Origin of the sequence: Streptomyces sp. NPDC050388 (assembly GCF_040655635.1) — a bacterium.
Taxonomy (GTDB): domain Bacteria; phylum Actinomycetota; class Actinomycetes; order Streptomycetales; family Streptomycetaceae; genus Streptomyces.
This window is the reverse complement of sequence record NZ_JBFAKH010000058.1, coordinates 24,426-50,827: the sequence shown is the minus strand read 5'-3', so window position 1 is coordinate 50,827 and position 26,402 is coordinate 24,426. Positions and strand designations below refer to the sequence as shown.

Here is a 26,402-nt window from a genome sequence, read left to right as displayed (position 1 = left end):
CCTGCCGATCCCCGGTCTCGCCGACCACGCCATCGGCTTCAAGACCCTCGAGGAGGGCCGCGCCGGGCGCGGCCCACCCCCTCCGTCGTGTCCCGGTGCTCAGTCGGACATCGCGACCAGCACCCGGCGGCTACCAGTGAAGGACCGCCGTCCGTGCGCCACCAGGACGTTGTCGATGAGCATCAGGTCGCCCGCCTCCCAGTCGCAGTCGACGGCGGCCTCCAGCCCCTTGTCCCGGACCTCGATGACGTAGTCGGCCGGAATGGGACTGCCGTCGGCGAACCGCACCGACTGCGGCAGCTCCTCCTCCGGCATGATCGCGGCCAGCTCGGCCGCTGTGTCGTCACCGAGCGCCGCCGGGTGCCACTGGTCGGACTGGTTGAACCACACCTCGACACCCGTCACCGGGTGCCGGACGGTCGACGGCCGCCGCTGCGTCACCCGCAGGGTGCCGTCGGCCCGCGACTCCCACTCCGCATCGGTGCTCTTGAGGAAGGCCTCCACCTCTGACCGGTCGTCCGTCTCGAAGGTGCCCTGCCAGCTCTTGCCCAGGCCGTACCCGTCATGCAGGTTCTGCGTGTACAGCACCCCGCCCGCGTACGCCGCCCGGACCTCGGGCCGCAGCAACTCTAGCCAGCGGACCCCGTCCACGACCGGGGTGGCCCCGCCCGTCTCCGGCCGCGTCACGCAGCAGAACAGCAGCCGCGAGGGCCAGGCATGCGCGTACGACAGCTCGTTGTGCATGGAGATGGTCAGCTCGGGCGGGTACTCGGTGGACGTGTACACGTTCCGCCCGACCTTGGTGCGGGGCGAGTTGCCGTGCACGTAGGCCAACCGGTTGGGCAGCAGCCGGTCCATGGCGAGGTCGAGCCGCTTCTCGGTCACCCCGAACCCGCGGAACACCAGCGCCTTCTCCCGCACCAGCAGGTCGGTCAGCCTGTCCCCGGCCAGGGAGCCGAGATACGCGGCCAGTCCCTCGGGGGACGCGGGCACGCCGACCTCGTCGGGCTTGATCTCCAGGGGTCGCCAGGTCTCTCGCTCGCTCATCGTCCTCGCCCTCCGGCGTCGTGGTGGATGGTGCGTGGTGCGGGCGGCGCCCGGTGAACAGTGCGGAAGAACTCCACGATGCTCTTGTTCACCGTGCCGGGGTCCTCGAGGTAGCCGTAGTGCCCGCAGTCGGGGACGACCTCGTACGTCGCCCCGGGGATCGCGTCGGCCACCTCGCGCCCCAGGTGCGGCGGGGTCACTTGGTCGTCGGCGAACGCAATCACATGGCAGGGCACCGTGATGTTCCGGTAGGCGTCCCGCCGGTCCGGTATCCGGCTCGCCGCCAACTGGGCGCGCAGCCCAGGCCCGTCGGCTGCGGTCAGTTCCAGGATGTCGAGCCAGTCCGACGCCCGGCCGTCGTCCGCCAGGGTCCGCGGCGACAGGTTCTGCATGGCCCGGGTCACCGCGTCGTACCGGGCCGGCAGCCGCACCCCGGCGTCCATCAGCTCGATCTCGGCGCGGGTGAGCGCCGTCCCCAGCGCCCCCATCCGGGCCCGGGTCGCGATCAGCACGGCCTGCCTGATCAACCCGGGCCGCTGGAGCGCCAGTTCCTGCACGACGTACGCCCCCATGGAGGTGCCGACCAGCTTGCAGTCCGCGAGCCCGAGGTGCTCGATCAGCCCGGTCAGGTCACCCACCAGGTCCTGCGCGGTGAACCCGTCCGCGCACACGTCCGTGGGCGGGATGCCCCGGTTGTCGTACGTGACCACGCGGTACCCGGTGTCGACCAGCGCGGGCACCTGGTGCAGGTGCCAGGCCCGGCCGCCAGCCCCGGTGCCCATGACCAGGACGACGGTCTCGCCCTCGGCGGGCCCGGACACCGTGTAGTGCAGGCGAATCCCGTTGACCGTGACGAGGGACAGGGCTCTCACCTCTTCTCTTTCTCTCTGTCTGTTGGGGGGTCTGATGGTCTGTTGGTCTGGTGGTTCCCGGGGGGTGCCCCTATGGGTTTCGTCAACCCGTGGGGGCGGGTTGGGGTTCGTAGAAGGTGCCGGCGCGGAGCATCGCGAAGAGCACGTCGGCTCGTCGTCTCGCGAGGCAGAGGAGGGCTTGGGTGTGGTGCTTTCCCTGAGCGATCTTCTTGTCGTAGTAGGCCCGCGAGACCGGGTCGGCCAGAGCCGCGAACGCGGACAGGAAGAAGGCCCGTTTGAGCTGCTTGGTTCCCCGGCGGGAGGGCTGTTCGCCACGGATCGACGAGCCCGAGCTGCGGGTCGCCGGAGCGAGTCCGGCGTAAGCGGCCAGGTGGGCGGCGGACGGGAAACTGCTGCCGTCGCCGACGTCGATGAGGATCCGGGCTCCGGTCCTGACGCCGATGCCGGGCATGGACGTCAGGACCTTGGAAAGAGGGTGGGCCTCCAGCAGTTCCTCGATCCTCGTGGCGAGGAGTTTGCTCTGGTCCAGGACGGCTTGGAGCGAGCCGGCGAGGCTGGGGACGATCAGGGCGGCCGCGTCCGTGCCGGGGACGACGACGGTCTGCTCGTCGAGCGCGGTGAAGATGTCCTCGACCAGCCGCTCGGCCATCCGCGGAGCCCTCGGGCGTATCAGGCCGATCAGCCGGCGCCGTCCGGCCTTGCGGATCAGGGCCGGCGAGCCGAACTGGTCCAGCAGTCTGAGCACGGCCGGGTGCTGGATGCGCGGGCCCAGGACACGTTCGAGGTGCGGGTGGATCTGGGTGAGCAGGCCGCGCAGCCGGTTGCTGATGCGGGCGGCCTCGCCGGCCAGGTCGTCGTCGAAGCCGACGATCATCTCCAGTTCGGCGATGGTCTCGTCGTCCAGCTCGATGGAGCGGAGCGTGTGCGGCATCGACCGGGCGGCATCGGCGATGACGAAGGCGTCACGGGCGTCGGTCTTGGCCTCGCCGGGATAGAGGTCGGCGATCCGTCGCATCGTGAGACCTGGCAGATAGGCGACCTGGCAACCCGTGTCGCGGGCCACCGCGATGGGCAGGGCGCCGATGGATGCGGGTTGGTCGACGACCACGAGCACGGGGCCGTGCTTGGCCTGCAACTTTGCGAAGAGCTCGCGGAGTTTGGGCTTGCTGCTGGGCAGCCGCTTGTCGAAGGCTTTCTTCCCGGTCGGGGTGACGGCGGTGGCGTGGTGTTCGCCCTTGCTGGCTTCGTTGATCTCCAAGAACAGCGTTTGTCGACGGTTTCCGGAGGCAGTTGGTGATCAACCGGCTCTGGAATGTGGATGAGAAATGACGGCGCTGCGTGGATGCGAACGTGTCGACGGCCAGCCGCTCGAAGGGCGGCTGGCCGTCGAGGCAGGTAGCGGCAGAGGTCAGTACCTGTTCTGATCTCCGGTGGCCGGGTGAGGCAGTGCAGCCCTTGATGTTCGCGCGGTTTCGACTGGCGATTATTCACTTGACCCGGTCCGTACGGTGTTTGAGTGAAGGACACTCTGATCGACGAACTCCGCACCGCGTATGACGCCCAACTCCGTGGTGTCACCCCGCCTGGCGGCAGCGCCCGCGTCGAGAAGGACGGCCCGTTGACCCGTGTCGTCGGTTGGCACCGTGGCTTCGTCACGGGCCCACGCGACCTCGGTGTGTACGGGGCAGAACTCGACACGCTCATAGCGCGGCAGCGTGACTTCTACGCTGCCCGTGGTGAGGCGGTCGAATGGAAGACTCGCGCCCATGATCTCCCCGCCGACCTCACCGACCGGCTCACCGCGGCCGGCTTCGTCGCCGAGGACAGCGAGACGGTGCTCATCGGGCAGTCCGCAGACCTTGCCGCCGACCCCGTCCTGCCCGACGGCGTGACCCTCCGCCGTGTCACCGCCAGATCAGACCTTCAGCGCATTGCCGCTCTGGAGAGCACCGTTTGGGGCGAGGACTGGAGTTGGCTCGCCGACGACCTGGCCGCCCGGGTCGAGAACGCCCCAAAGAACACCATCGTCCTCGTCGCCGAGGCACGCGCCGAAGTCGTCTGCGCCGCCTGGCTGGTGTTCAATGACGGCGTCGACTTCGGCGGCCTCTGGGGCGGCTCAACGCTCAAGGAATGGCGCGGCCAGGGCATCTACCGGGCCATGGTCGCCCACCGAGCCCAACTCGCTGCTGCCCGCGATGTCCCCTACGTCTACGTCGACGCCTCAGCCGACAGCGCCCCGATCCTCACCCGCCTTGGCCTGCACGTGGTCACCACGACGACACCGTATGTCTGGTCGCCCTGAGCTCAGCCGGCCTTCGCCGGCTCCTCGGCTCGTGCCCGGGTGCTGGCGAGGCGGTAGGAGTCGGTGCCGGTCTCGATGATGGTGCCGTTGAAGGTCAGGCGGTCGACGATGGCCGCGCAAAGGCGGGGATCGGTGAAGGTCTTGGTCCAGCCATCTGGGGCTGGCACTTGTTCCCTCACAAGAGTTGCCGCTGCCACCTGGCCGTATCCCGTCCCTCCGGTCCTCGTTGGTTCTCGCGGTAGCACCCCTGATTTCAAGGTGCTGCCTTGCCCGTTCAGGTGCGAGGAAGGTGTGCCGGTGGCCGAGGCGAGACTCCAGGTCATCGCAGGCGGGGCCGTCCCGCAGGGGCCGGTGACCACGGATCCGTGGCAGTTCCAGACTGCGTGCGTCGACGCGTTCGTCTCCTCGTGGCGGGCCCGCGGGTTCAGCCCGGTGACCATCGACAACGACATCGGCCTGCTGGAACGAACCCTTGCGGCCCTGGGCCGGCCCGCGTGGGAGGTGACGCCCGAGGATATCGATCGAGTGGTCGGTGACCTCGCGGTGAAGGGCCGGGCGACCTCAACCCGGCGCGAGTACGTGCAGATCTTCAAGGGGTTCCACCGGTTCCTGCAGGCCCGCAAGGCGGCCGAGATCGAGGCCGCGTTCGGCATCCGGCTGGTCTGCCCGGTTGACGAGTTCAACGCTTCCCGGCATGTCGGCGACGACTCCCCGTCCCTGGTGCCGCCGCCAACACCTGAGCGGGTTGCGGAATTCTTCGACTTCATGAAACAGCGGATCGCGACCGCGAGGAAGTACGGGCCCGCTGCCCGGGACTATGCGATGTTCCGGACGCTATATCACGCCGGGCTTCGCTCGGAGGAAGCATCGCTGCTGGAGAAGCCGGACGTGCACTTCGTCCGCGGCCCGTTCGGCAAGCTCCACGTCCGCTTCGGCAAGGGAGCCCACACCTCGGGGCCGCGGCCCCGCTGGGTGCCCATGCTCGACGGCCTGGACCTGGTGCTGCGGTGGTTCCTCGACGACGTGCGTCCCAAGTTCCCCGAATCGCCTGTGCTGTTCGCCGACGAGTCCGGCGGCCCGCTGCATCGCGGAACCATCCGCAACCGGCTGCGCTATCTCATGGAACTCGAAGGACGCCCGTCGGCCGAGAGGTTCAGCCCGCATGCTCTGCGAAAGGCGTGCGCGACCCACAACTACGAACGCGGCGTCGATCTCGTGGCGATCCAGCAAATGCTCGGTCACTGGACGGTCAGCTCGACCATGCGCTATGTCCGGCCCTCCGCGACGTTCATCGAGGACGCCTATCAGCGTGCGGTGACCAGCACTCTGGCGGAGCTGTCCGGGGAGGACACCACGGTATGAAGATCCGATGGCGGCTGCGGATGGCCGCCGCCCAGCGCGAGGTGTGGACCGGGACCGAGCTGCGGCGGCTGCTGGCCGAGAAGGCCGGCCTGGAGTTGTCCTCCGCGTCGGTGTCCGCGCTGTTCACCAAGGAACCCTCGCAGGTGAAGATGACCACCCTGGCCGCATTGTGCACTGCGCTGGAGTGCACCCCCAACGACCTGATCGAGGTCGACACCCCCCCGTCGAGCGGCCCATCACACCGCCCCGGCCCGTCGCCGACCTCCCGAAGGCCGTCTCCGCCCGGGGCCGGTCGATGCCGCCCCTGTGACCTGTGGGGATCACGATGGGCAAGAAGCAACGGGACTGTGTCGCCTGCGGCGCCCCGGTCGGGTATATCGATCGCGTGCACTGCTGCCGGTGCTGGCGCCGGATAGAGGAACAAGCAGCGAAGACGGCATGCCCGTCCTGCAACAAGGACCGCGTGCTCCAGGAGGACACCGGCCGCTGCATCACCTGCTCTCGCGTCTGTGAACAGTGCGGTCATCCGGTCCGTGCGGCCCACAACCGGCTCTGCGGCGTCTGTCGGCGAAAGGCCAAGCGGCTTGCCGCCCAGCAGCCCTGCCCCCGCTGCGGCAAGCCGGGGCACCTCCGCGAGGAGACCGGATGGTGCGGGCGATGTTCCCACCCCGGCTCACCGAAACAGCCGCCCCAGCCCTGCCGCGAGTGTGGACAACTGCGGCGGCATGCCGGCCTGGGTCTGTGCTCGGCCTGCTGGCAAAGGCACCCTGCCCGCCCCTTCATTCGCGGCGAACACCTCCGTGACCAACTCACCAACCCACCCGCATGGTTGGACGATTTCGTCGCCCATGTCGCGGCCCGCTTCTGTGCCTCTCGGGCCTGCGGCCTCGTCACCGACCTCAGCCGTCTCCTGCAGGACGAGCATTCCAACTCGCCTCAGGCCCTGCTGGAACGGTCCCGCCGCCCTGGACGGTCGATGGGACCTTTCGCCCGCGCTCTCGAGGACTTCTTCACCCATCGCGGCCTGGCCCTGCCCACCGACCAGGCCGAACGGCTCGCCGCCGGGCGGCGAAAGCGCCGCATCGACGCCACCCCCGAACCCCTCAGGCCGGCCGTCATTGCCTTCGACGCCTCCCGCATGCGGGCCCAGGACCGGGCCCGCCGGGCCGGCACTCGCCCCCGCAGCGACCACACCCTGGAAACCGCGCTGTCGATCCTGCGAGACCTGGCCCGCTTCCTCACCGAGCACCGTGGCAAGGACGACTGGGCCCTGGTCGACGTGCACGACGTCGAAGCCTTCCTGGCCACCCTGCCCAAGGCCCGCAAGCGCCGGCTGGTGGTGCTGCGGCAGTTCTTCCGCTTCGCCCGTTCCCAGCGCATCGTGCTGATCGACCCGACCCGCACGCTGATCGTGAAGGAGCGCAACGGCTTCCGCGGCCGCACCCTCACCCTCGGCCAGCAGCGCGAGCTCTTCCGTCGATGGACCACCGACGGTCAGGTTCACCCCCACGAGGCACTGCTCGGCATGCTCGCTCTGCTGCATGGCGCCTCCAGCACCGAGGTCCGGACGTTGAAGATCACCGACGTCGACGCGGCGGCTCAGACGGTCCGGCTCGGCAAACGACCCCATCCCGTCCCGCTGGATCCCGCCTCCTGGACCGTGCTGCAACGCTGCCTGGCCCACCGCGAGGCATGGCCGACGGCCAACCCGCACGTGATGGTCACCAAAGGAACCAAGGCCGGGCGAAGCCCAGCCTCAACTGCCTATCTCTCCCACGTCCTTGACGACTGCGGGTATCCGCCCCGGATGATCCGCAGCACTCGGCTCCTCGACCTGGTGAACACCATGGACCCCAAGCTCGTCGCGGCCGCCTTCGGCATGGACCCACAGGCCACTCTGATCTACCTCGCCGACCGCGTCGACGAGGGCCGCATGGCAGGCGGTGAGGAGCGGGGCATCCACCGTCACTGAAGTCGCAGGACGCCAGGGGCGCGACCTTCGAAGATCTCGATCAACCAGTCGAAGACGGTTGTTCCGCGCTCTTCAAGTGCCGCGGCCAGAGCTGCACTGACCGCTGGGCGGTTCGTGGGGTGGCAGCGCGACAGGCGGATCTCCAACTGCCGAGCAGTCTCTGGATAACCCAGATACTCGCGAGATACCTGATGGTCCCGCCACTCAACCACGTAGTCATCGTCATCGGGCGCCCCGAAGCCGCCACTGAGGCAGTCGGCAAAAGCGTCGAGATTTCTGCCGAAGTAGCCACCGGGGCCGTTGATCGCCTCACCGATAACTCGCCAGAAGTCTTCCAGCGTCCTGATCTGGGTGCCGTCCAGCACATATATCGCGGTCACAGCCCGCAGGATACGTGCGGCTCAGTGACGGGCCCCCATTTTGAACCCGTGCTGTTCAGGCACTGCCTCGCACGGGTTCGCCGGAACATGTGCGCTTTGCCGAACGACTCGTTGGAGGCGATGGCGACGCTGTTCTTCTCCTCGCGCTCGGTCAGAACCTGGAACAGCAGCTCGGCGCCGTGCCGGTCCAGTTCCATATATCCCAGCTCGTCGATGCAGAGGAGGTCGACGCGGCCGTAGCGGGCGATGGTCTTGTTCAGCTGCTTCTCGTCGGCCGCCTCGACCAGCTCGTTCACCAGCTTGGTGGCAAGCGTGTAGCGGACGCGGTAGCCCTTCATCGCGGCCTCGGTGCCCAGGGCGATCAGCATGTGCGACTTGCCGGTGCCGGAGTCGCCGATCAGGCAGAGCGGCTGGCTCTTCTTGATCCACTCGCAGCTGGCGAGCGTGTGGACCGTGGCCGGGTCGATGTTCGGGTTGGCCTCGAAGTCGAACGCCCGCAGGGACTTCTCCCGCGGGAAGCCCGCCGCCTTGATCCGCCGCTCCGACCTGCGGCGGGCGCGGTCGTCGCACTCGGCCATCAGCAGCTCGGCGAGGAAGCCGCGGTAGGTCGTCTGGTCCTTCATCGCCCGGTCGGCGATCTCGGTGAACTCGTTACGGATCGACGGCAGCCGCAGCATGCGGCAGGCGGTGTCGATGGCGGCGTCGGCTGCCTGCTCGGTCAAGCCGCGCTGGCGGGGCAGGGTCACTGTGCTTCTCCCTTTCGGTGGTCACCGCCGCTGGCGCGACGACGTCGGAGCAACTGGTCATAGGGGGCCACGGACGGCAGTGGCCTGGTGTCCGGCGGGAGATGGGACAGCTTCCACTCATGCAGGGACGTCACGTTCGCCGGCGCTTTGCCGGGCGACGGCTGGCCTGCCGGGGCGGGTTCGGTCTCGGCTTGGGCGGCCTTGCGGGCCTCCAGTGCGACCGCGTCAGCGGTCATCGCCCCGGCCCGCAGGGCCGCGGCCAGACCGGCGACGATGTGCTCGTGCGGCAGGTGCCGGCCCAGCAGCAGGACCTCGATCAGCGCGCGGGTGCCGTCCCGCTCACCGTGGACCTTCCGAGCCTGAGCCCACCAGGCGTCGTGGACCGGGGTGAACCTGCCCGCCGATCGGGCCTGCTCCAGAGCGGTGGAGCCGGGGAACGCGCCGGGCTTGCGGACCAGGACCTCCAGATAATGATCCAGCTCCAGACGGACGGCACCCTTGGCGATCAGCCTCTCGTGCCGGGCCACTTCCACGTTCTGGTCGTAAACCACCAGGTGAGAGGCGTGCAGGACGACCCGCACCCGCTTGCCGATCAGCCGGATCGGCACCGAGTAGCGGTTGGTGCGGACCGGGATCTGGCCGTAGCGGTCGACCCTTGGGGTGAACAGCCGTCCGGTTTCGAACGGCTCCTCGGGCAGCGGCATCAGCAGCGGCTGCTCGAGTGCGAAGCACTCGGCGACGGTCTTGGACCGGGCACCGATGCGGCGTGCGTCGTCCTGCCGGTCCCACTGCTCGACCATCTCGTTCAGCTCGGCGAGCGAGGCGACCTCGGGGACGGGAACGAAGTGGTTGCGGCGGAAGTAGCCGATCATCCCTTCGACGCCGCCCTTCTCGTGGGCGCCCTCGATGCCCGGGCGGCAGTAGAAGCTCTCGATGCCGTAGTGCGACTTGAACGCGATCCACCGGTCGGCCTCCACCCGCGCCCGGCTCAGTCCCAGTACCCGGGCGACGGCGGCCTTGAGGTTGTCGTAGCGCACCTTGCTCCGCGGGACACCGCCCAGCGTCCGCAGCGCGTGGACGTGGCCTTCGAAGAAGGCTTCCTGGCCGCAGGAGGCGAACACCCGGTGGACGGCCTTGCCCGAGTACGACAGCCGGAAGGAGAACAGGTAGCAGGTCACCAGCTCGCCGGCGAGGCGCACGGTCACGTCGCCGAAGTCGACTTCCGCCTCGTGACCGGGCTGGTGGGTCTGCGGGACGAACGCCTCCAGCGGTGCCCTGCCGGACTCGGTCAGGATCTCGGGCTTCCTGGCGGCGACGTAGTAGCGGACCATCCCGTAGGAGACGTCGGCGCCGTGTTCCTCGACCAGCCGGTGGAAGATCCGGGTGACGGTGTGACGCTGCTTGCGCGGCGCGTCCAGGTCCGCGCGGAGGATCTCGTCGATCACCGGTTTGTACGGATCCAGCCCGGTCGCCCGGGGCGGCAGCTTCTTGCGTGGCTCCGGCCAGGCTGAGTCCAGTGCCTTGCGGACCGTCCGCCACGTCACGCCGTGCGTGCGCTCGAGCTCCCGCATCGACATGCCGCCGCGATGGTCACGCCGGATAGCCGCGTACAGCTCGACCTTCGACATCTGCGGCATGACCAGCACCTTTCACCAGGAGCATCCCGATGTTGCCCTGGCAAGGACCCCAGCGCCTCCCAAACTCGCCAACACCACCCGTCCGTGGAACGGGGCGCCTCCCAAACTCATCGAGAAGCGACATCGCTACTGCTCGATAAAGCCACCCTTGCCGACGTCCGGGCCGAGGAAGACGCCGATGTCGCTGGTGTCGATCACGTGCAGTCTCCGGTCGTACTCGCCCGGCCGTCCCACGGCACCGATCGCCACATCCACATTACGAAGAGCCTCCCTGCCTCCGGAGAAGCCGGTGGTCATGCCCCTCATCAGCGGTCTGTCGATGCCTCCGGAGCCGGTGACACCACCCTCCGGGCCATGCGTTCGACAGGGGGGACCAGTCATGTCGGCTCCAGAGGCCGGGAGCCCCATTGCGGGGCCACGAAGAAGGTAATGGGGGGCGGTGGGTCGGTGGGGCGTCACCACTCGGAGTGCAGTCTGTCGAGTTCCTCGGCGCTGAGGCCGGTGAGGAGGGGCTCGGCGTCCTGGGCGGGGTCGTGGGCGTGCAGTGTGGTCGCGGTGGCGGCTTCGGCGAGGTGCGCGGGGGTCTTGTGGTCGAAGACGTCCCGCACGGTGAAGTCCAGCCCGGCCTCACGGGCGCGGGCGACCAGGGTGAGGGAGCGGATGCTGTCGCCGCCGAGGGTGAAGAAGTCGTCGTCGATGGTGACGTGGTCCAGGGCAAGGACCTCGGTGAACAGCCGGGTGAGGACCTCCTCGCGCGGGGTACGCGGGGCCCGGCCGGTCGTCGCGGTGAACTCCGGGGCGGGCAGGGCACGGCGGTTGAGCTTGCCGTTGGCGGTCAGGGGCAGGGCGTCGAGGGTCATATACGCCGACGGGAGCATGTAGTGCGGGAGCGTCGCCGAGAGGTGGGTGCGCAGGACGTCCGGGGCGGGGATCGCCGGGCCCGTGACGTACGCGGCAAGGCGGTCGTCGTGGACCGCTACGGCGGCCTCCGTGATGCCGTCCACGATGGCCAACGCCGCCTCGATCTCCGCCAGTTCGATGCGGAACCCGCGGATCTTCACCTGGTCGTCGCTGCGGCCGACGTACTCGATCTCACCGGTCCGGGTCCAGCGGACCACATCACCCGTGCGGTACATGCGGGCACCGGGCGGACCGAAGGGGTCGGCGACGAACCGCTCGGCGGTGGCGTCGGGCCGGCCCAGGTAGCCGCGGGCGAGTCCGGCGCCGGCCAGGTACAGCTCGCCGGGGGCGCCGGGGGCGGCGGGGCGCAGCAGGTCGTCGAGGACGTAGGCCCGGGTGCCGTCGAGGGGGCGGCCGATGGGCAGGGAGTCGGGGACCGGGCGGTCGGCGGGGAGAGGATGGCCGGTGGCGAAGGTGGTGGTCTCGGTGGGGCCGTAGACGTCGACGACGGTCAGCTCCGGGCAGTGCGCGCGGACCCGGCGGACGGCGGACGCGGAGACCCGGTCGCCGCCGGTCCACACCTCGCGCAGTCCCGCGAGGGCGGCGGGCGCCTCCTCGGCGACCAGCCGGAACAGACCGGAGGTCAGGAACGCGGCGGTGACCCGGCCTTCGGCCAGGGTCCGGGCGAGGACGTCGAGGTCGAGGTCACCGTCGGGGAGCAGGACGGCGGTGCCGCCGGACAGCAGCGGGACCCACAGTTCGTAGGTGGAGGCGTCGAAGGCGTGCGGCGAGTGGGTGAGGACCCGCTCGTGCGCGCCGTTGCGCCAGCCGCCGTGGGCGGCCAGGTCGAGGACGGCGCGGTGGCTCACGGCGACGCCCTTGGGCTCGCCGGTGGAGCCGGAGGTGAACATGACGTACGCCAGCCGGTCGGGGGCGTCGGCGCCGACGCGCGGCACGGCAGCGGGGACGGGGGCCCCGGGGTCGTCGACGACCAGGGTGCGGGCGGCGTCGACCGCCTCGGCGTCGGCGGCCGAGGCCCGGTCGGTCAGCAGCAGGCGGGCGCCCGCCCGGCGGGCCGTCTCGCGCCGCCGCGCCGGGGGGTGCCCGGGGTGCAGGGGCACGTAGGCGGCGCCCGTCTTGAGGACGGCGAGGGTGGCGGTGACCAGCTCGGGCGAGCGGCGCATCAGCAGCAGCACCGGCTCCTCGGGACCGGGCGCCTCGGCGGCGAGGTGGGCGGCGAGGGCGTCGGAGGCGGCGTCCAGTTCGGCGTAGGTGAGGGTGCGCGCGCCGGCCCGGACGGCGACGGCATCGGGGGTGGCGGCGGCCTGCGCGGCGAAGCGGGCCGGTACGGATCCGGTGGCCCCGGGCAGGGTCCGCGCGGTGCCGGACCAGTCGCCGAGAACCCGTGCGCGTTCCCCGGCGGTGAGGGTGTCGAGGCGCGCCCAGGGCGTGTCGGTCCGGCGGGCCAGCTCGCGCAGAACGGTGCGCAGCTGGCCGGCCAGGGCGGGGGCCAGTGCGTCGCCGAGCAGGTCGGGGCGGTGGTCCAGGCGGAACTCCAGGGTGCCGGGGCCGGGCAGCACCATCACGGTCAGCGGGTAGTGCGTCTGCTCGCGGGTGCGGACGCCGGTGATGCGCGGGGCTCCGGCGGGGGCCTCCGTCCCGGGGAGCGGGCTGCCCGCCGGGTAGTTCTCGAACGCCAGCAGGGTGTCGAAGAGGGGGCCCGGCTCGGGCGCCTGGCGCTGGATCTCGGCGAGGCCTAGGTGGTGGTGCTCGCCCAGCGCGGCCTGCTCCCGTTGGAGACGGGACAGCAGGGCGGCGACCGGTTCCTCGGCGCGGAACCGGACCCGTACGGGCACGGTGTTGACGAAGAGTCCGACCATGCCGGCGGCGCCGGGCAGCTCCGCGGGCCGTCCGGCGACCGTGGTCTCGAAGACCACGTCCTGGGCGCCGGTGTGCTGTCCGAGGACGGTGGCCCAGGCGGCCTGCAGCACCGTGTTCAGGGTGACGCCGAGGGTGCGCGCGCTCTCGGTGAGGGCCGACGTCTCGGCCTCGTCCAAGGTGAACACCAGGCGTTCGGGGGTCCGCGGGGCCGCCCCGTCCGGGGCCAGCGGGGCGACGGGCGGCAGTCCGCGCAGGGCCTCCCGCCAGGCGGCGCGGGCGGCGTCCTGGTCGCGGGCGGCGAGCCAGCTCAGGTGCTGGCGGTAGGGCGCCGGCGGGGGCAGGGCGCCGTCGTCGCCCCCGGTGCCGTACAGGGCGAGGAGCTCGCGCAGCAGCACGGAGAAGGACCAGCCGTCGAGCAGCAGGTGGTGGTAGGTCAGCACCAGGCGGTGCCGGTCCGGTCCGCACCGCACGAGCGTCAGCCGCAGCAGCGGTGGCCGTTCGGGGTCCAGCGGCCGTTCCCGGTCGGCGTCGAGCAGGGCCTCGAAGGCGCGCTCCCGGTCCGGGCCGTCGGCGGCGTCCGCGGTGAGGTCGACGTCCGTCCAGGGCGGGGCGGCCTCCCGCAGGACGATCTGCACCGGCCGGGTCAGTCCCTCGTGCCGGAACCCGACGCGCAGCGCGGCGTGTCGGCGCAGCAGGGTGGTCGCGGCGGCCCGCAGGGCGGCCGCGTCGAGGTCGCCCTCGATGTCCAGCACGAGTTGCGAAAGATAGACGTCCCGGCTTCCCCGGTCGTACAGACCGTGGAAGAGAAGTCCTTCTTGCAAAGGGGTCAGCGGGAGCACTTCTTCCAGGCCGGATCGCGCCACTTCCACGCCCCTCACTCGTCCGGTCACGAATGGTCCACGAAGCTAACACGGCTCGGGAAGGTGCGCGACGCCCTTAAGGCCATACTGAATCAGTCCTCACGTATCAGCAGGTCAGAGCCATGCGCACACCTCAGAGCCGGCATGGACGCCAATTAAGCGGAGCCTTAAAGGAATTACCTAGAACGCCTTTTTCATCGCTCGCTTAAAAACTTGTTGAGCGCTTCTCCAAGACCTTACTGTCCAAATCAATCGGCCTCTCCTTAGACAGCGCCTCACCGCAACGGGACAGGAGTCAACGGATGCTCAACAGAGTCGTCATCGTGGGTGGCGGGACCGCCGGCTGGATGACCGCCTCCTACCTCAAGGCCGCGTTCGGGCACCGTGTCGACATCACCCTCGTGGAATCGGGGAACGTCAGCACCGTCGGCGTCGGCGAGGCGACGTTCAGCGACATCCGGCACTTCTTCTCCTTCCTCGGGCTGAAGGAGAAGGACTGGATGCCGGCCTGCAACGCCACCTACAAGCTCGCGGTGCGCTTCGAGAACTGGCGGGAGCCGGGCCACCACTTCTACCACCCGTTCGAGCAGGTCCGCTCGGTCAACGGCTTCCCGCTCACCGACTGGTGGCTGCAGGAGAAGCCCGGCGACCGCTTCGACCGGGACTGCTTCATGATGGCGTCCGTGATCGACGCCGGCCTCAGCCCGCGGCACGCGGACGGCACCCTGCTGGACACCCCGTTCGACGAGAACGCGGACGAGATGCAGGGCCTGACCATGTCCGAGCACCAGGGGAAGACCCAGTTCCCCTACGCCTACCAGTTCGAGACCGCGCTGCTGGCCAAGTACCTCACCCGGTTCGCCGTCGGGCGCGGCGTCAAGCACCTCGTCGACGACGTGCGGGACGTGCGGCTGGACGAGCGCGGCTGGATCACCGGGCTGAGCACCGCCGAGCACGGCGAGCTGACCGGCGACCTGTTCGTCGACTGCACCGGCTTCCGCGGGGTGCTGCTGAACAAGGCCCTCCAGGAGCCGTTCGTCTCCTACCAGGACACGCTGCCCAACGACAGCGCGGTGGCTCTCCAGGTCCCGATGGACATGGAGCGGCGCGGCATCCTGCCGTGCACCACGGCGACCGCGCAGGACGCCGGGTGGATCTGGACGATCCCGCTGCTGGGCCGGGTCGGCACCGGCTACGTGTACGCCAAGGACTACCTCTCCCCCGACGAGGCCGAGCGCACCCTGCGCGAGTTCGTGGGCCCCGCCGCCGCGGACGTCGAGGCCAACCACATCCGGATGCGCATCGGCCGCAGCCGCCGCTCCTGGGTGAACAACTGCGTGGCGATCGGCCTGTCCAGCGGGTTCGTGGAGCCGCTGGAGTCCACCGGCATCTTCTTCATCCACCACGGCATCGAGCAGTTGGTGAAGCACTTCCCGGCGGCCGGCTGGAACGACGTCCAGCAGGGCATGTACAACGACACCGTCGCCCACGTCATGGACGGCGTGCGGGAGTTCCTGGTGCTGCACTACGTCGCCGCCAAGCGCGACGACACCCAGTACTGGCGGGACGCGAAGACCCGTCCGGTGCCCGACGGGCTCGCCGAGCGCCTGGAGCGGTGGCGCACCCAGCTCCCGGACTCCGAGACGGTGTTCCCCTACTACCACGGGCTGCCGCCGTACTCGTACATGTGCGTCCTGCTCGGCATGGGCGGCATCGTCCTGCAGCCCTCGCCGGCGCTGGCGCTGACCGATCCCTCGGCCGCGCACCGGGAGTTCGAGGCGATCCGGGAGAAGACCGCGCACCTGTCTCGGGTCCTGCCGAAGGCGTACGACTACTTCTCCCGGCTGGGCTGAGGCGGGACCGGCGAGGGTCTGACGCCATGACGGTCCCCGAAGCGTTCGGCACGGCCGCCCACGGGGCGGCCGTGCTCGCCGTCGTCCTGCTGCTGGCCGCCGCCGGGCGGCGGGCGGCGCGCCGGCTGCGGCAGCCGGAGGTCGTGGGCGAGGTCACCATGGGGCTGGTCGCCGCCCCGCTGGTCCTCGCCCTGGCGGGCCGCCCGGCCCTGGACACCCTGCTGCCGCCGTCCCTCGTCACCCACCTGTCGCTGCTCGGGCAGGCCGCCCTGGTGCTGTTCCTGGTCGGCGCCACCCACCGGCTGGGGCCGGGCGTCCGGCCGCGGTCGATGTCCTGGGTGGTGGCGGGCTCGCTGGTGCCGCCCCTGTGCTGCGGGGCCGCGCTGGTCGGCGTGGTCGCCCTGACCGGCGACCGGGCGGCCCGCGGTGACGCCCCGCTGCCCGCCTTCCTGCTGATGGCCGGGGTGGCGATGAGCATCACCGCGGTGCCGGTGCTGTCCCGGATCCTGGCCGACCGGGGCATGACCGGCGCCCCGGCCGGGCGGGTCGCGCTGGCCTCCGCCGTCGCGATCGACTCGGTGGGCTGGGTGATGCTGTCGGTCGCGCTCGCCCTGCGCGACGGCGACGGGTCCGGCACCCTGCACGCCCTGTCCGGGCTCGCCGTCTGCGCGGGGTGCGGACTCGCGCTGCGGCACGGGCTGCGGCTGCGGGCGGTGACGGCCCTGGCGGGGCGCCGGCCGCGGCTCGCCGCCGTGGCGCTGGGCGGGGTGGCGCTGGCGGTGGCCGCCGGCTCCGAGCACCTGGGCATGACGGCCGTGCTGGGCGCCGCCGTGGTCGGGCTGTCCGTCCCCGGCGACGACCCGGCGTGGGCGCGGGCGGTGGCCTCGGTGAGCCGGCTGGGCGCCGCCGGCACCCCGCTGTTCTTCGTGGTGACCGGCTTGGACCTGGCCGGGGAGGTGCTCTCCGCGGCCTCCTGGACGCTGGTGGCGGCCGCCGTGCTGCTGGGCTGCGCCGGGAAGCTCGCCGGCGGCTGGGCGGGGGCCCGGCTCGGCGGCATGAACCGGGCCGACGCCCGGCGGGTGGGGGCGCTGATGAACACCCGGGGACTGACCGAACTGGTCGTGCTCCAGGCCGGGTTCAGCGCCGGGATCCTGCCCGCCCCGCTGGTGCTGGCGATGCTGGTGATGGCGCTGGTGACCACCGCCATGACGGGACCGCTGCTCGACCTCGCGGACCGTGCCCGGCGCCGCGCCGAACGGCCTCCGCCCCGGCCCGCGCGGGGCACCCCGGTGACGAAAGGCAGCCTGCCATGACCGAACACGCCCCCGCGCGGACCGTCGCGGCGGACTCGTCGCGCACCGCCACGCCCCACGGGTTCCGGGCGCTGATGAGCGCCTTCCCCAGCGGGGTGGTGGTGGTCACCGCCCTCGACGCCGACGGCGTGCCGCGCGGCATGACCTGTTCGTCGATGTGCAGTGTCGCCCTGGACCCGCCCACGCTGCTGGTCTGTCTGCGCACCGACAGCCCCACCCTGGCCGCCGTACGGGACTCGGGCGGGTTCGCGCTGGGGCTGCTGCACGAGGACGCACGGGAGACGGCCCTGCTGTTCGCCTCCGGTGATCCGCACCGCTTCAACCGGGTGCGCTGGGAGCAGGACGCGGAGGCGGCCGGGCCGCACCTGCCGGACGCCGCCCGTGCCACGGCCGACTGCGAGGTCCTGGACGCCCGCCCCACCGGCGACCACACGGTGGTGATCGCCGGGGTCCGCCGCATCGTCGGCCACGGGGAGCTGCCGCCCCTGCTGTACGGCCTGCGCGCCTTCCACCGCTGGCCGGGGGGCTGAGGCGAGGCCGCGGGGCCGAGGCGGGTCCGGGCGGTTCCGGGGGCGCCGTCGTCGCCGGTGGCGGACCGGTCGGGTCAGCGCCCCGCCCGCAGCTCCCGGTCGAGGGCGCCCAGGGCGGGCAGCGCGGCGCCGAGGGCGGCGATCTCCGCGTCGGCCAGGGCGTCCAGGGCCCGGCCGAGGTGGGCGCGCATCAGGCCCTGCACCTCGCTGAGCTGCGTTGTCAACTTGTTGTGGGCGCTGCGGGTTAAGGGCGCGGCCGGGATGAGGGGGCTCCGTGCCGGCCCTGGGTCACGCCGCTGTGGGTACAGCGACCGTGCCGGTGACCTGGTCCCAGATGGCGAAGCGGACGGTCATCTCCAGGCGGTGTTCGGCGGCGGTGAGGAGGTGACGCCGGGGCCTGAAATGGGGCGAGATCTGACTGAACGCGGCCAGGAACCGCTGGGCTCCGCCGGCGGAACGGAAGCGCTTCATGGCCCGTTCGCGCTGCCGGGTGGGCTGGTGGCTCTTCTCCGCCCGGTTGTTGAGGTACTTCGACTGCCGGTGCTCGACCGAGGGCATCAGCTCCCGGTGGGCGGCGCCGTAGGAGCGGAGCCTGTCGGTGACCAGCACCCGGGGCACCCGGCGCTGTTTCCCTATCAGCTTGGCCAGGAACCGCTTCGCAGCCTTCGCGTCGCGCCGGGACTGCACGAAAATGTCCAGCACGGTGCCGTCCTGGTCGACGGCCCGCCACAGGTAGTACCGCACCCCGTTGATTTTCACGAAGACCTCGTCGAGGTGCCACTTTTCACCGGCCCGCGGCCCGCGGCGGCGCAGCCCGGCGGCGTACTCGGGCCCGAACCTGGCGCACCACTGCCGGACCGTCTCGTAGGAGACGGTCACGCCTCGCTGGAGCAGCAGCTCCTCGACCTCCCGGAAGGAGAGCGGGAAGCGGTGGTACAGCCACACCGCGTGCGCGATGATCTCCGCCGGGTAACGGAAGCCCTTGTACGACGGAGCCACGGCCTACATGCTGTCCCTCCCCGGACCCGGCAAGCCAACCCGAAGATCATCGTATCGGCAGGCCCGCAGCCAACCTGACAATGCCCTCTCAACTTCCCCTGCAGTCATGGTCTCCACGCTACGAGGGGAGGGACAGGAGAACCCTCCACGCGAGTCGAAGCTTGGCTGATATACCCTGCGCCTAAATTGTTCGAACAATTCGGCGAATCCGTGCCACCGGATACGCCCTGCCCGGGGGGGCATTCCATCACTTCACAGTTCCGTGCGGTGCTCGGCATCGCGCTCACTCCCGTCCTCACCCTGGCGGCCGTGGCTCCGGCCGCCGCCGCCCAGACCACCGCCGCAGTCGCGGCCACCGGCACCACCGCCACGGCCACCGTCGAGAAGCGTGCGCCGGGCGCGTGGGGTACTCGCACCGCGCACGCCCCGGGTAGCTTGCGGGCCCTGGTGTCGGCCCGGAACGGCACCCTCGTCTCCCTCGCCGACGGCACCCGGATCCGGCCCGCCGGCAGCACCCGCTGGCTCGCCCCGCAGGCCTGGCCGGACGCCGGCGGGTACAACACCGAGCTGGTCTCGCTCAGCGACGGCTCGGTGCGCCTGGTCTGGCGGGCCGCCGACGAACACAACGACTACTGGCTGAGGATGGCCACCCTCGCGCCCGGCGCGACCGCCTTCTCTAAGCCCGAGGACATCGCCGAGGTCCCCAGGAGTGGCTACCACCACCTGGCGGCCACCCCCGACGGCCGGTTGATCGTCGCGTGGGCGGACGGGGGCGTCGTGATGACCGCCGAGAAGACCGGCCCGAAGGCCGCGTGGACCGCTCCGGTCGGCCTCAACGCGCAGCCGCCGGTCGGCAGCCGGACCATCTCCGGCATGGAGCTGGCAGTCGCCAAGGACGGCACCGCCCTGCTGGTGTGGCAGGGGTCGACGACCAAGGTCGTCACCGCCATGGAGAAGGCCCCCGGCGCGTCCGGCTGGACCACGGTCCAGAACTTCCCGGTCCCGAGCGCGGACCGGGCGCAGCCGAAGGTGTTCGCCAATCCGCAGGGCGGCTTCGAGCTGTTCTACAACGATGCCGGACACGTCATGCACACGCGCCGGTCCGCCGGCGCCACGAAGTGGAGCACCCCGCGGTCCTCTTCGACCTCCGGCAGCACCAGCGGGATGACGGCGCCCGTCCACCTGCCCAACGGCGACCTCTTCGTCGCCGGCGGGGGGCCCGGCTCGGCCGGCTCCTGGTACGCGGTGCGCTCGGCGGCCACCGGCGCCTGGCTGCCGTACAAGCAGTCGTTCTCCACGACCCGGGCGCAGGCGGTCGGCGCGGTCGCCACCTCGGGCGACACGGTCACGGTGACGTGGCGGGCGGGCTCCTCGGGTCGTGAGTACGTGATGGCCGCCGTCTTCAAGGGCGGCACCTGGTCCACGGCGCGGCGGCTGAGCGCGGCGAGCGCCACGGCCACCGGCGCGCCTCGGGCGGTCTCCGACGCGCTCGGGCGCCCCGTGGTGCTGTGGGACGAGTACACGGTGACCCAGTCGGGCGCCTATGTTCTGGGCGGGACCTACCAGATCACCACCACCGGCCGGGCGCTGCCCAAGTGGCGGGACTACACGGACGACGGCAAGGCCGACCTCTTCGGCCGGAGCGGCAGCGGGCTGAAGGTGTACGCGGGCGGCGCGACGAAGCTGTCCGCCCAGAAGCGCGCGAGCAGCTGGCCGACGGGCACGCTGGTGCTGCCGTTCGGCGACCTCGACGGCGACCGCTGCAACGACGTGTTCGTCCGCCACCCGAAGGGCGAGGCCCGCATCTACAAGCCGGTCTGCGGCGGGCTGCCGGACCAGCAGACGTCCTCCGTGAAGGTCTCCTCCAACTGGAGCGGGTACAACGCGGTCCTCTCGCCCGGCGATGTGACCGGCGACGGCCGGGCCGACCTGCTGGTCCGGTCCGCCTCGACCGGGAAGCTGTACCTGTACGCGAACAACGGCAAGGGCGGCTTCAAGGCCCGGAAGCTCGCCGGGTCCGGCTTCGGCGGCTACAAGAAGCTGATCGCCGCCGGCGACCTCAACGGCGACGGCAGGAACGACCTGCTGGCCCTCGACAAGTCGAACGAGCTGTGGCGGTTCAACGGGACCGGCAAGGGCACCTTCAAGCCCCGGGCGCTGGTCTTCAAGAACTGGGGCACGTCCTACAAGGACGTGGTCGGCGGGCTCGACCTGTCCGGGGACGGTCGGGCCGACCTGATCTCGCTCGACAAGAACGGCCGTGCCTGGCTGAACCGGGGCGACGGCCGCGGCGGCTTCGGCAAGCGGTCGCAGGTCGGCAAGGCCACGAACTGGTCGGGCATCCGCATCTCCTGACGGCGCGGGCCCGGGGCCCCTCGGAGACACGGGGGTCCCATCCGGCCAGGCGTCCGGTTCCGACGGGTCCGTCCGAACTGAGGGTGATCCAGGCAGGCATCCGGGGAGTGTCGCACGACACGAGGCCGGCGCCCGCGTCGGCAAACACCCCGGGCCGCACCGCCTCCCTACCGCCAGTGGCCCTGGAACCACGCGCGCATGCGGGGGCGTTCGCTCATGTCGTTGGTGCAGGCTACGGCGTAGGTGGTGACCGTGAACGTCTGGACCCGCCTGGCGTCGGCGCCCCCAGGCGGGTGGTAGGGGGTTTTGTGGGCCGGGTCCGGCGTCGGGCCGAGCGGGAGGGGGGACTTCGAGGCGTACCGTGACGGGTACGCCGTCGGCGTCGGAGTGGGGGTGGGGGTGGGGGATGGTGCGGTTTCGTACTCCTCGGCGATCCGGTCGCGGGCGGCCTGGTCGACGTGGCATTCGGGGGTGACGGGCTGGCCCAGGTACCAGCCCGCGACGAACACGCCGTAGAGCGCGGCGGCGGCGCCGAGGCGGCGCGGGGTGACCCGGCGGGGAGTGTTCACCGGCGGCCCCGTTCCAGCACACGGGCGGCATCCCACAGCGCCCGGACGGCGGCTTCGGCGTCCGTGGCCCGACTGTCCCGGATGACCCGGCAGGCGGTCGAGAGCGCCTCCTCCCGCAGGGCGGCCCCATGGCCCGTGGTCGCAAAAGAGCCGGTGCCCACGCCGGGCGACGGGTCCCCGGTCCTGGGCTGATTCCCGGTGCCGTGGCGGGGGCAGGCCGAGGGCCCGGCGACGATGTGGTCCGGGTCCGTGCCGCCGCTCGGGCCGGCGGGGCGGGTGAACCCGGCGCCGAACGCGGTGGTGGTGCAGGCCGCCCCGGTTCCGGAGGCGGCGCGGAGGCTGACCCGGCGCAGGTCGGGTGGTGTTGTGCTCATGCCAAAGAACCCTACCCGCAGGTGCAGACCTGTCTGCCGGTCTGGGTGTTCCGCGACGCGCGGTCGGCGCGGGTGTCGCGGGGCACGGGCCGCGCGGGGCCGACCGGCAGGCGTTCGCGCTGCGCACGATCACGGAGGCGAGGGCAGGCGCGGGCCGAGTCGAGGAAGCCGTGGCTCTACTGGATCGGACCCGCTGAAGGAGTCGAGATCGCGCGTCGCTACACCAGGGAGTAGCTCTCACCAGCGGCAGACGCTCCGCCACACCACCACCGGCGCACACCGCCTTCGAGCCGAACACAGCCGCCGTTATGCCGCTCCGCGTCGGCGCCTGACAGCCCTGACCTTCGGCTTTGTCATCATGGCCCTCGTCATCTCGTCATCATCCGGTCGACATCGGTGTCGGGTCTCTCGCTGTTCGCTCAGAACAGCGCCAGGCCCTCACCACTGGTGTCCGCGATGACCGGCCGGAACCGGGCGGGGAGGCCGTCCAGGCGGTCGGGGCCGGCCGCGGCGGCCACGGCGGGGGCGGTCTCGGCCAGCCAGGTGCGAAACCGCTCGGCGGCTTCGCGGTAGGGGACTTGCGCCAGGACACGGTGCTCGCCGGAGGGGCACAGATCGACGGCGACAGTGAACAGGCAGGAACCGGGCGCATGGTGGCTGCCGGTCCAGGACACGCGCAGCGCACCGCAGGGTGTGCGCCCGCGGGAGCCGCGGGGGTCGCGGTGGGTCGGGCGCAGTGCTCGGCAGGCTATGTGGGCGGTCCATGCGGCGAGGTGGGGCAGTGGCAGGGTGGTGCGGGTGCGGCAGCCGGGGCAGCGGTGCCAGTGGCGGAGCCAGTCGGCGGTGTGGGTGTGGAAGAGACGTGTGTAGTGGTTGGCCACGCGGATGTCGTTGCTGTACAGGTGGTCGGGGCGTTCTTGTGTGTTGCAGGAGTGGCAGACGGGGGCGCGGACGTAGCCGTGTTCGTGGCAGTGGTCGAGTACGGCGGCGGGCGCGGTGCGGCAGAGGGCGCACGTCCACCCGGCCACCTTGCGGGAGGTGCCGGGTTTCCTGCTGAGTACCGAGTACAGGTGGCCTTTCAGTTCCTCGTTGTACGGACGCAGTGGGGTGGTTGGGCAGTCGGGGCTCGTCGTCTGCCGGCCGTCGGCGGCTCGGGCCTGCCGGTGGTGGGAGGGCGACTCGGTGACGGTGGTGACGGCTGCGCTTGCCTGGCAGGTCCGCGCGGCTTTCAGCCACCGCGTTTCGGCGTGCTCGGCCGCGTCCAGCAGCCTGACCACGGCGCGCGGCAGCCACCACGTCCGCGCCGTCCGGTCGCGGGTGTTCTCCACGAGGATCCGCCGCCAGTCGATCCCCGCCAGATGGTCCGGCCGGCCGCCAGCGCATGGTGCTGCCCGCTCGGGCTCGTCCGGTTCCTGCAGTTCCCGGGCGATGCGCCGGCGCCATCGCAGCGGCGTGTTCTCGTTGTGCTCCTGCTTCGACCCGCCACGGAACGGACCGATGCGGACCAGGTCCTGGCGGTCCATCTCCACCGCGTTCAGTTCCGCTGCCGCCCGGCGCACCTCAGCCTCCAAAACACTCCACTGGCCGCCTGCCTGCACCGTCGCCACCACATGGCCGCCGAGCAGGACGTAGTCCGCCGGGGCATCGGCAGGAGAGCAGGTGAACGCCGCAGAAGCCGTCGGCACAGCGCTGCCGGCCGTCAAGCCGGCCCACAGAGCGTCCGCGGCGCCCAGAGTGATCAGGCCGCCCGCACGGCCCGGGATGACATCCTCTGACATACCGACAGGCTAACGGCCGGTCTCCGCAGCACCGTCCGCAGCGCCTTTGTATCTGCAGCCTCGACGACCGCGCGCGCCCACCAACCCACTCCGGCATGGGCGGCCGGGGCCAGGTTCGAGGCCACCGCCCACCGCCAGGCCGCAGCCGGCACCTTCAGTCGGTCCGCTGCCTGGTACCCGTCGTACGCCTCACGCATCACGACCACTCCGATCTCAAGCTCTTTCCCACCTCAGCCTGTGCGTCGCGGCGGCACGAAACGGCGCGTACCGGCGGTCACGGCAGTGTCGCCTGCGCGGGCAGGGTGTCTGTGCGGGCCGGATCCGGGCGGACCGTGCGGCGGAAGGCGGTGAGGTGGTTTCGCGTCCGGTGTCCCTTCCGGCGGGCCGGTGCCGGGAGGTGCGGCTGTCCGTAAGGGTGGTGTGTGCCCGGGACAACGGCGGCGGTCCCGTTTGGGTGAGTAGCATCCGGCAGCAACAACCCCCGTATGAAGGAGCGTGCCGCGTGGCCACCGAGCCGGAAGAGCCCACCAGCCAGAGCCTGCAGAGCCAGTACGCGGCCCAGTTCGCCGACCACCTCGTGGGCAACCGGGAGGAACAGGCCCGTCTGCGTAAGCGTCTTGAGCAGCTCGAGGCGGACGAAGCCTGGCTGGTGAAGGCACTGGAGACAGTGTCCGCCCCGGCCGAGGCCGGTGCCGGCGCCCAGGCGCCCGAGGGCGAGTCGGCACCGCCGCAGGACAACACGTCCGGGCCCACCGAGCCGGCCGAAGCGGCCGAGTCGGCCGAGCCGTCCGAGCCGTCCGAAGCGACCGATGTTGAGGCTTCCGCGGCAGTGCCCAAGCAGCGGCAAAACCAGCCGGCCGAGGCAACCGCGAAGAAGACCACGGCCAAGGAGACGGCCGCAAAAAGGAGCACGGCCAAGAAGGCGGCCGTGAAGGAGACGACGGCCAAGAAGGCCACGGCGAAAAAGCCGGAGGCGAAGAAGGCAGCAGCGAAGCAGACTCCTGCGGCAAAGAAGACGACAGCGGCCAAGGCCGGTGAACCGACCCTGGGAGAGCTGCTGTTGAGCGTCCTCGGCAAGCACGCCGGGCACCCGCGCACCGCAGGCGAGGTCGCCGGCGACCTGGAGCAGGAGCACCCCGAGCGGGCCCGGGACATCAACACCGTGCGCAACACCCTGGAGCGGCTGGTCGCCAAGAGCCGCATCGAGCGGACCAAGCAGAAGAACACCGTGCTGTACACCGCCGTGACCGAGCCCGTGCCCGCCGCGGACGACGCAGCCGCAGAAGCGTCCCCGACGACCGAGACGGCCGGCGCCGCAGAGACCGAGAAGGTGCCGGCGCAGGCCTAGTCAGGGCCGTGCCGCCCGTCTCCGCGCGCAGCACCATCCCGGGCTCCAGTACCCGGCACGCTGCGACCGGCAAAGAAGTCGGATAATCGCGCGCCGACGGGGTAGAACGGACGCCGGGTGCCTTCCGGCTACGGACGGCCCTGCCCACAGACCAGCCGGGACCTCTCGGCGATATCGAAGGACAAGCAGCATGGCCAGCGGCACCGTGAAGTGGTTCAACGCCGAAAAGGGCTTCGGGTTCATCGCCCAGGACGGCGGCGGCCCGGACGTCTTCGCCCACTACTCCAACATCACCGGCAACGGCTACCGGGAGCTGGTCGAGGGCGAGCCGGTCACCTTCGAGGTGACCCAGGGCCAGAAGGGCCCCCAGGCCGAGAACATCGTGCGCGGCTGACGAAGGCAACTGCGCACCGCCCCGCGAGAGTGACTGTGTAGGGTGGCATCACCGACGCGGGGTGGAGCAGCTCGGTAGCTCGCTGGGCTCATAACCCAGAGGTCGCAGGTTCACATCCTGTCCCCGCTACGAGAACGAGGGGCCCGGCACCAGCCGGGCCCCTCGCCACATCCAGCCTGTGCCGCTCGAAAAGTCATCGCCCCGGGTGGGAGTGGTGTGGGGCGGCCGCTGGGAGCATGCCCGCGTGGTCGTCTCACCGGCGGACACGATGGTCCGGAAGCTGCTCTTTGTCCCGGTGCCGCTGCACCGCGACACCACCAAGAACGCTGAGCCGCTCGTGCCGCGGCACGAGCCCGCCGTGCTGCGGCGCCTGCTGCGGGGCCCGGCCGCCGCCGGCATCGTCGCGGTCGCCGGTGCGGCCCTGCTGCCGCTGGGGCTGGGCGCACCCACCCTTGCCGCCCTGGCCGGCTTCGCCCTGGTCGGCCTGCTGTGGCCGCCCTACTCTGCGATGTCCACCACCCTGTTCCAGCGCTCGACCCCGCCCGCCCTGCTGCCCCAGGTCTTCACCGTGGTCTTTGCCGTGCGCGCCCTGGCCGTTCCGCTCGGCACAGTCCTCGGCGGTCCGGCGGTGGCCGCCCTCGGCCCCACCCGCGGCCCCGGCTCCGAAGCCACCCACCGCCAGCCACTCATAACCGGCGCGGCCGGCCGCCCCTGCGGCCTGAGCACTACGGAAAGCGACGAACCCAGGACCGCCGAGGGCGGATACGGATCAGCTGAACAACGACTCATGCCAGTCTCCCCCTCCCCAAGGAGCGGATCGTGGCTTGCCATGTTCCGGCAGGCGAAGTCCCGCCGACCGTGCCAGTGACTGGCGTACCCGCGGACCGCACTCCTATGGCGCAATGTCTCGTCCATGGGCACAACGCGAGC

General features: G+C 71.2%; 24 protein-coding genes, 1 tRNA gene and 1 pseudogene. 12 read left to right on the top strand and 14 right to left on the bottom strand.

All coding sequences use genetic code 11. The features are described from left to right. Positions 1-99 precede the first annotated feature (99 nt). The 3 genes from AB0I73_RS28290 to AB0I73_RS28280 all read right to left on the bottom strand — a co-directional run bounded on the left by AB0I73_RS28290 (position 100) and on the right by AB0I73_RS28280 (position 3,183). On the bottom strand, positions 100-1,047 hold the full coding sequence (locus tag AB0I73_RS28290) for a TauD/TfdA family dioxygenase (RefSeq protein ID WP_363041934.1): 948 nt from the start codon (positions 1,045-1,047) through the stop codon (positions 100-102). Continuing rightward, positions 1,044-1,910 (bottom strand): alpha/beta fold hydrolase, encoded by an 867-nt coding sequence (locus AB0I73_RS28285; protein WP_363041946.1) that lies wholly within the window; start codon positions 1,908-1,910, stop codon positions 1,044-1,046. The genes AB0I73_RS28290 and AB0I73_RS28285 overlap by 4 nt, the downstream gene beginning before the upstream one ends. Positions 1,911-2,001: 91 nt before the next feature. Further along, positions 2,002-3,183 carry an IS110 family transposase gene (locus AB0I73_RS28280; protein WP_363041944.1) on the bottom strand — a complete coding sequence of 394 codons (1,182 nt, stop codon included), beginning with the start codon at positions 3,181-3,183 and terminating at the stop codon, positions 2,002-2,004. A gap of 252 nt (positions 3,184-3,435) precedes the next feature. Here AB0I73_RS28280 and AB0I73_RS28275 point away from each other — a divergent pair, with 252 nt between their 5' ends. Then, positions 3,436-4,221 carry a GNAT family N-acetyltransferase gene (locus AB0I73_RS28275; protein ID WP_363041932.1) on the top strand — a complete coding sequence of 262 codons (786 nt, stop codon included), beginning with the start codon at positions 3,436-3,438 and terminating at the stop codon, positions 4,219-4,221. Positions 4,222-4,223: 2 nt separating this feature from the next. On the opposite strand, the pseudogene AB0I73_RS28270 reads toward AB0I73_RS28275, so the two are convergent. Beyond that, positions 4,224-4,373, bottom strand: a pseudogene (locus AB0I73_RS28270) (ATP-binding protein); the annotation flags it as partial. Positions 4,374-4,653: 280 nt separating this feature from the next. Between AB0I73_RS28270 and AB0I73_RS28265 the strand changes: the two are divergent. The 3 genes from AB0I73_RS28265 (at position 4,654) to AB0I73_RS28255 (ending at position 7,555) form a co-directional block, all read left to right on the top strand. Then, positions 4,654-5,583 carry a tyrosine-type recombinase/integrase gene (locus AB0I73_RS28265; protein ID WP_363041930.1) on the top strand — a complete coding sequence of 310 codons (930 nt, stop codon included), beginning with the start codon at positions 4,654-4,656 and terminating at the stop codon, positions 5,581-5,583. Then, positions 5,580-5,999: a helix-turn-helix transcriptional regulator gene (locus tag AB0I73_RS28260; RefSeq protein WP_363041928.1), complete on the top strand. Its 420-nt coding sequence runs from the start codon at positions 5,580-5,582 to the stop codon at positions 5,997-5,999. Before AB0I73_RS28265 ends, AB0I73_RS28260 begins: the two co-directional genes overlap by 4 nt. 560 nt (positions 6,000-6,559) lie before the next feature. Next, complete coding sequence (locus AB0I73_RS28255; RefSeq protein ID WP_363041926.1) at positions 6,560-7,555, top strand: site-specific integrase; 996 nt, start codon at positions 6,560-6,562, stop codon at positions 7,553-7,555. Here the strand turns inward: AB0I73_RS28255 and AB0I73_RS28250 are convergent. The 5 genes from AB0I73_RS28250 to AB0I73_RS28230 form a co-directional block, all read right to left on the bottom strand. Then, positions 7,549-7,935 carry a barstar family protein gene (locus AB0I73_RS28250; RefSeq protein WP_363041924.1) on the bottom strand — a complete coding sequence of 129 codons (387 nt, stop codon included), beginning with the start codon at positions 7,933-7,935 and terminating at the stop codon, positions 7,549-7,551. The genes AB0I73_RS28255 and AB0I73_RS28250 overlap by 7 nt on opposite strands. Further along, positions 7,932-8,681: an IS21-like element helper ATPase IstB gene (gene istB, locus AB0I73_RS28245; RefSeq protein WP_363041922.1), complete on the bottom strand. Its 750-nt coding sequence runs from the start codon at positions 8,679-8,681 to the stop codon at positions 7,932-7,934. The genes AB0I73_RS28250 and istB overlap by 4 nt, the downstream gene beginning before the upstream one ends. Beyond that, positions 8,678-10,309: an IS21 family transposase gene (gene istA, locus AB0I73_RS28240; protein WP_363041942.1), complete on the bottom strand. Its 1,632-nt coding sequence runs from the start codon at positions 10,307-10,309 to the stop codon at positions 8,678-8,680. Before istA ends, istB begins: the two co-directional genes overlap by 4 nt. A 135-nt stretch (positions 10,310-10,444) precedes the next feature. Then, on the bottom strand, positions 10,445-10,624 hold the full coding sequence (locus AB0I73_RS28235) for a hypothetical protein (protein WP_363041920.1): 180 nt from the start codon (positions 10,622-10,624) through the stop codon (positions 10,445-10,447). 149 nt (positions 10,625-10,773) lie between these two features. Beyond that, positions 10,774-13,962, bottom strand: a complete 3,189-nt coding sequence (locus tag AB0I73_RS28230; RefSeq protein ID WP_363041918.1) for an amino acid adenylation domain-containing protein — start codon at positions 13,960-13,962, stop codon at positions 10,774-10,776. Positions 13,963-14,261: 299 nt separating this feature from the next. On the opposite strand from AB0I73_RS28230, the gene AB0I73_RS28225 reads away from it, so the two are divergent. From AB0I73_RS28225 to AB0I73_RS28215, 3 genes are read left to right on the top strand one after another with little or no spacing between them, the layout of a single operon-like run. Then, positions 14,262-15,812 (top strand): tryptophan halogenase family protein, encoded by a 1,551-nt coding sequence (locus AB0I73_RS28225; RefSeq protein ID WP_363041916.1) that lies wholly within the window; start codon positions 14,262-14,264, stop codon positions 15,810-15,812. 26 nt (positions 15,813-15,838) lie between these two features. Continuing rightward, positions 15,839-17,125, top strand: a complete 1,287-nt coding sequence (locus AB0I73_RS28220) for a cation:proton antiporter (protein ID WP_363041914.1) — start codon at positions 15,839-15,841, stop codon at positions 17,123-17,125. Beyond that, entirely contained in the window at positions 17,122-17,655 is a 534-nt protein-coding gene (locus AB0I73_RS28215) for a flavin reductase family protein (protein WP_363041912.1), read from the top strand. Before AB0I73_RS28220 ends, AB0I73_RS28215 begins: the two co-directional genes overlap by 4 nt. Before the next feature lie 74 nt (positions 17,656-17,729). On the opposite strand, the gene AB0I73_RS28210 is transcribed toward AB0I73_RS28215, so the two are convergent. Beyond that, positions 17,730-17,879, bottom strand: a complete 150-nt coding sequence (locus AB0I73_RS28210) for a hypothetical protein (protein WP_363041910.1) — start codon at positions 17,877-17,879, stop codon at positions 17,730-17,732. A gap of 64 nt (positions 17,880-17,943) precedes the next feature. Then, complete coding sequence (locus tag AB0I73_RS28205) at positions 17,944-18,654, bottom strand: IS6 family transposase (protein ID WP_363041908.1); 711 nt, start codon at positions 18,652-18,654, stop codon at positions 17,944-17,946. Between the two features lie 267 nt (positions 18,655-18,921). Here AB0I73_RS28205 and AB0I73_RS28200 point away from each other — a divergent pair, with 267 nt between their 5' ends. Next, complete coding sequence (locus tag AB0I73_RS28200; protein WP_363041906.1) at positions 18,922-21,009, top strand: VCBS repeat-containing protein; 2,088 nt, start codon at positions 18,922-18,924, stop codon at positions 21,007-21,009. Positions 21,010-21,176: 167 nt separating this feature from the next. Here AB0I73_RS28200 and AB0I73_RS28195 read toward each other — a convergent pair whose 3' ends face one another. The 3 genes from AB0I73_RS28195 to AB0I73_RS28185 form a co-directional block, all read right to left on the bottom strand. Beyond that, positions 21,177-21,578, bottom strand: coding sequence for a hypothetical protein (locus tag AB0I73_RS28195; RefSeq protein WP_363041904.1), 402 nt, complete (start codon positions 21,576-21,578; stop codon positions 21,177-21,179). Then, on the bottom strand, positions 21,575-21,952 hold the full coding sequence (locus tag AB0I73_RS28190) for a hypothetical protein (RefSeq protein ID WP_363041902.1): 378 nt from the start codon (positions 21,950-21,952) through the stop codon (positions 21,575-21,577). Before AB0I73_RS28190 ends, AB0I73_RS28195 begins: the two co-directional genes overlap by 4 nt. A 419-nt stretch (positions 21,953-22,371) precedes the next feature. After that, positions 22,372-23,730 carry an endonuclease domain-containing protein gene (locus AB0I73_RS28185; protein WP_363041900.1) on the bottom strand — a complete coding sequence of 453 codons (1,359 nt, stop codon included), beginning with the start codon at positions 23,728-23,730 and terminating at the stop codon, positions 22,372-22,374. A 502-nt stretch (positions 23,731-24,232) separates the two neighbouring features. Here AB0I73_RS28185 and AB0I73_RS28180 point away from each other — a divergent pair. From AB0I73_RS28180 to AB0I73_RS28165, 4 genes are all read left to right on the top strand, one after another. Beyond that, a complete protein-coding gene (locus AB0I73_RS28180; protein ID WP_363041899.1) occupies positions 24,233-25,078 on the top strand; it encodes a hypothetical protein in 846 nt (281 codons plus the stop codon). Positions 25,079-25,268: 190 nt separating this feature from the next. Beyond that, on the top strand, positions 25,269-25,472 hold the full coding sequence (locus AB0I73_RS28175; RefSeq protein WP_363041897.1) for a cold-shock protein: 204 nt from the start codon (positions 25,269-25,271) through the stop codon (positions 25,470-25,472). 55 nt (positions 25,473-25,527) lie between these two features. Further along, positions 25,528-25,601, top strand: a tRNA-Met gene (locus AB0I73_RS28170). Positions 25,602-25,716: 115 nt separating this feature from the next. Continuing rightward, on the top strand, positions 25,717-26,340 hold the full coding sequence (locus AB0I73_RS28165) for a hypothetical protein (protein WP_363041895.1): 624 nt from the start codon (positions 25,717-25,719) through the stop codon (positions 26,338-26,340). Positions 26,341-26,402 lie beyond the last annotated feature (62 nt).

Coding starts and splice junctions, on each gene's coding strand:
- AB0I73_RS28290 (WP_363041934.1), bottom strand. CDS start 1,047: ATGAGCGAGCGAGAGACCTGGCGACCCCTGGAGATCAAGCCCGACGAG.
- AB0I73_RS28260 (WP_363041928.1), top strand. CDS start 5,580: ATGAAGATCCGATGGCGGCTGCGGATGGCCGCCGCCCAGCGCGAGGTG.
- AB0I73_RS28255 (WP_363041926.1), top strand. CDS start 6,560: ATGGGACCTTTCGCCCGCGCTCTCGAGGACTTCTTCACCCATCGCGGC.
- istA (WP_363041942.1), bottom strand. CDS start 10,309: ATGTCGAAGGTCGAGCTGTACGCGGCTATCCGGCGTGACCATCGCGGC.
- AB0I73_RS28235 (WP_363041920.1), bottom strand. CDS start 10,624: ATGAGGGGCATGACCACCGGCTTCTCCGGAGGCAGGGAGGCTCTTCGT.
- AB0I73_RS28225 (WP_363041916.1), top strand. CDS start 14,262: ATGCTCAACAGAGTCGTCATCGTGGGTGGCGGGACCGCCGGCTGGATG.
- AB0I73_RS28220 (WP_363041914.1), top strand. CDS start 15,839: ATGACGGTCCCCGAAGCGTTCGGCACGGCCGCCCACGGGGCGGCCGTG.
- AB0I73_RS28215 (WP_363041912.1), top strand. CDS start 17,122: ATGACCGAACACGCCCCCGCGCGGACCGTCGCGGCGGACTCGTCGCGC.
- AB0I73_RS28190 (WP_363041902.1), bottom strand. CDS start 21,952: ATGAGCACAACACCACCCGACCTGCGCCGGGTCAGCCTCCGCGCCGCC.
- AB0I73_RS28185 (WP_363041900.1), bottom strand. CDS start 23,730: ATGTCAGAGGATGTCATCCCGGGCCGTGCGGGCGGCCTGATCACTCTG.
- AB0I73_RS28175 (WP_363041897.1), top strand. CDS start 25,269: ATGGCCAGCGGCACCGTGAAGTGGTTCAACGCCGAAAAGGGCTTCGGG.